This window comes from Streptomyces sp. NPDC000878, from assembly GCF_053599695.1.
In genome coordinates, this window is sequence record NZ_JBSFMT010000171.1 from 1 (window position 1) to 3798 (window position 3798).

Consider the following 3798-nt stretch of genomic DNA (forward strand, 5'->3'; position numbering starts at 1 on the left):
CTCCCGGAACACGGGGAAGGCGTGGTGGAGGTCGCGGCCCATGCCGGGGCGCTGGCTGCCCTGCCCGGTGAACACCACCGCCAGCCCGCCACCCGTCTGGGCGCGGCCGGTGACCACCCGGGGGTGTTCCGTCCCGGTGGCGAGGGCGGTGAGACCGGTCAGCAGTTCCTCCCGGTCGGCGGCCAGGACCACCGCGCGGTGCTCCATCACCGCCCGCGTCGTCGCCAGCGCGTGCGCGACCTCGGTCAGGGTCGGTGACGGGTCGGCGGCCAGGAACTCCCCCAGCCGCACCGCCTGCGCCCGCAACGCGGCCTCACTGGCGGCGGACAGCGGTACGGGAAGCACGGCAGGGGTGTCCTGCGGCGCGGCCTCTTCCGGCTCGGGCCGGGGCTCCGGCTCGGGGGCCTGTTCCAGCAGGACGTGGGCGTTGGTGCCGCTGATGCCGAAGGAGGACACCCCGGCCCGACGCGGCCGGCCCGTCTCCGGCCACTCCCGTGACTCGGTCAGCAACTCCACCGCACCCGTGTCCCAGTCGACATACGGCGAAGGCGTCTCGGCATGCAGCGTCTGCGGCAGGACCCCATGACACATGGCCATCACCATCTTGATGACCCCGCCCACACCCGCAGCGGCCTGCGCGTGACCCAGGTTCGACTTCAACGACCCCAGCCACAACGGCCGTTCGGCCACCCGCCCCTGCCCGTACGTCGCCAACAAGGCATGTGCCTCGACGGGGTCACCCAGGCGCGTCCCGGTGCCGTGCGCCTCCACCGCGTCGACGTCGGCGGGTCCCACACCCGCGTCGGCGAGTGCGGCGCGGATGACGCGCTGCTGGGAGGGACCGTTGGGCGCGGTCAGCCCGTTGGACGCACCGTCCTGATTGACCGCCGACCCCCGCACCACCGCCAGCACCCGATGCCCCAGCCTGCGCGCATCGGACAACCGCTCCACCAACAGCACCCCGGCACCCTCGGCCCACCCCGTCCCGTCAGCCTCCGCGCCGAACGACCGGCACCGCCCGTCCGCCGACAGCCCACCCTGACGCGAGAACTCCACGAACGTCCCCGGCGTCGACATCACCGTCACCCCACCCGCCAACGCCACATCACACTCACCCCGACGCAACGCCGACACCGCCAGATGCAACGCCACCAACGACGACGAACACGCCGTATCCACCGTCACCGCAGGACCCTCAAAACCAAACGCATACGACACCCGCCCCGACAGGACGCTCCCGGCGCTGCCGGTCATGTGCTGGCCTTCGAGGGGGTCGGGGCCGCCGCCGGGGGTGGTGTGGTCGCGGAACATGAAGGTGCCCGCGTACACACCGGTACGCGACCCCCGTACGGACGTCGGGTCGATGCCGGCGCGTTCGAGGGCCTCCCAGGAGATCTCCAGCAGCAACCGCTGCTGCGGATCCATCGCCAACGCCTCACGCGGCGAAATACCGAAGAACTCCGCGTCAAAACCCCCCGCCCCATGCAGAAAACCGCCCCGACGCGTATACGACGTCCCCGGCACCTCCCGGTCAGGGTTGTACAGACCCTCCACGTCCCACCCACGGTCCTCCGGGAAGTCGCCGATGACATCGCGGCCTTCGGTGACCAGGTCCCACAGCTCCTCGGGAGAGTCGACGCCGCCGGGGAGGCGGCAGGCCATGCCCACGATGACGACGGGGTCGTCGTCGGTGTCCCGGGCGGGCCGGGCCGGAGCCGGTGCGGGGAGGGTGTCGGCGCGCAGGTGGCGGATCAGGGCTTCGGGGCTGGGGTGGTCGAAGACCAGGGTGGAGGGCAGGGAGACGCCGACGGCCTCGGTGAGCAGGTCGCGGAGTTCGACGGCGGCCGACGAGTCGAAGCCGAGGTCCTTGAACGTGTTCTCCCGCTCGACACGTTCGATCGAGTCGTGGCCGAGGACGGCGGCGACCTGGGTGAGGACCAGTTCGGCGAGCGCCCGTTCGCGGTCCGCCTCGGGCAGCGCGGCGAGCCGGGCCCGCAGCGGGTCGGCGGGACTCCGCGGCTGCTCGGGGGCGACGGCGTCCGCCGCCGGTTCCACGGGCCTGGCGGCTGCCGACGGGCGGGCCGGCCGGGCGCTCCTCGCGGGGGCCAGCCAGTGGCTCTCCCGCTGGAAGGCGTACGTGGGCAGGGGTACGCGGTGTCCGCCGCCGCCTTCCTGGACTCGCGCCCAGTCGACGGGGACGCCGTGCACGTGCAGCCCTGCCACGGCGGCGGCGAGGGTGTCCGGCTCGGCGCGGCCGGCCCGGGCGGTCGGCAGGAAGACGGCGTCGGCGGTGACGCAGTCGCGGCCCATCGTGGCGAGCACGGCGTCCGGGCCGACTTCGAGGTGGACGGTGACGCCCCGCGCTTCGAGGGTGCGGACGCCGTCGAGGAAGCGGACGCCCTGGCGGGCGTGGCGTACCCAGTGGTCCGGGTCGAGGAGTTCGCCGGGGGTGACGGCGCGGCCGGTGAGGTTGGAGACGACCGGGAGGGCCGGCGGGTGGTAGGTCAGGCTCTCGGCGACCTGGCGGAAGTCGTCCAGCATGCCTTCCATGTGCGGGGAGTGGAAGGCGTGACTGACCCGCAGCCGTTTGGTCTTGCGTCCGCGCGCCCGCCAGTCGTCGGCGATCGCGAGGACGGCGTCCTCGTCGCCGGCCAGCACGGTCGCGGCGGGTCCGTTGATCGCGGCGATCTCCACGCGTCCGGTGAAGTCGGCGAGCCGTGGGGCGAGTTCGGCCTCCGAGGCCTGCACGGAGACCATCGCGCCGCCCTCCGGGAGGGCCTGCATCAGCCGGCCGCGCGCCGCGACGAGGGCCGCCGCGTCCGCCAGCGAGAGGACGCCCGCGGCATGGGCGGCGGTCAGTTCACCGATGGAGTGTCCTAGTAGGGCGGCGGGTGTGACGCCCCAGTGCCGGAGGAGCCGGAAGAGGGCGGTCTCGTACGCGAACAGCGCGGCCTGGGTGTATCCGGTCCGGTCGAGCAGCGCGGCATCGGGGGTGTCCGGGGCGCCGAGGACCAGCTCGCGTACGGACCGGTCGAGGTGGGCGTCCAGTTCACGGCAGGCGTCGTCGAAGGCCGCGGCGAACACCGGGTGGGCGGCGTACAGGCCGGCGCCCATGCCGGGCCGCTGGCTGCCCTGGCCGGTGAAGAGGAAGGCGAGGTCTCCCCCGGCCGGGCTCGCGGTGCCCCGGACGACACGCGGTGAGGGGCGGCGTTCGGCGAGGTCGTCGAGGGCGGTGGCGAGGGTGTCGCGGTCCCCGGCGAGCAGCGCGGCCCGGTGCGTGAGGTGGCCGCGGGCCAGGGCGGTGGTGTGGGCGAGGTCGGGCAGGCCGAGGCCGGGGTGGGCGGCGAGATGGTCGCGCAGCCGCCGGGCCTGGTCGCGCAGGGCGCCGTCCACGTGTCCGGAGAGCAGGACGGTGTGCGGTCCCGGGTGCGGGCCGGTACGGGAGTCGTCCTGGGAGTCGTCGGCGGCGGGCGCCGGGAGTCCCGTGGTGTCGGACAGCACCAGGTGGCAGTTGGTACCGCCCATGCCGAAGGAGCTGACGCCGGCGAACACCGGGCTGTCGTCGCCGTGCTCCGGGGTGAGGTCGACGGCGGTGCCGGCGACGCGGAGGCCGAGGGTGTCCATCGGGATCGCGGGGTTGGGGTCGCGGTAGTGGAGGCTGGGCGGCAGGGTGTGCTCGCGCAGGCTGAGGGCGGCCTTGAGGAAGCCGGCGACGCCCGCGGCGCCTTCGAGGTGTCCGATGTTGGTCTTGACGGAGCCGACCAGCAGGGGCGAGGCGTCCGCGCTGGGCGCGGCCGA

The 3798-nt window shown here is 74.0% G+C and carries 1 protein-coding gene; it reads right to left on the reverse strand.

Annotation, left to right across the window (positions count from 1 at the left end; all coding sequences use genetic code 11):
- On the reverse strand, window positions 1–3798 hold a 3798-nt coding region (locus ACWDR4_RS49880; protein WP_450418817.1), incomplete at both ends, for a beta-ketoacyl synthase N-terminal-like domain-containing protein.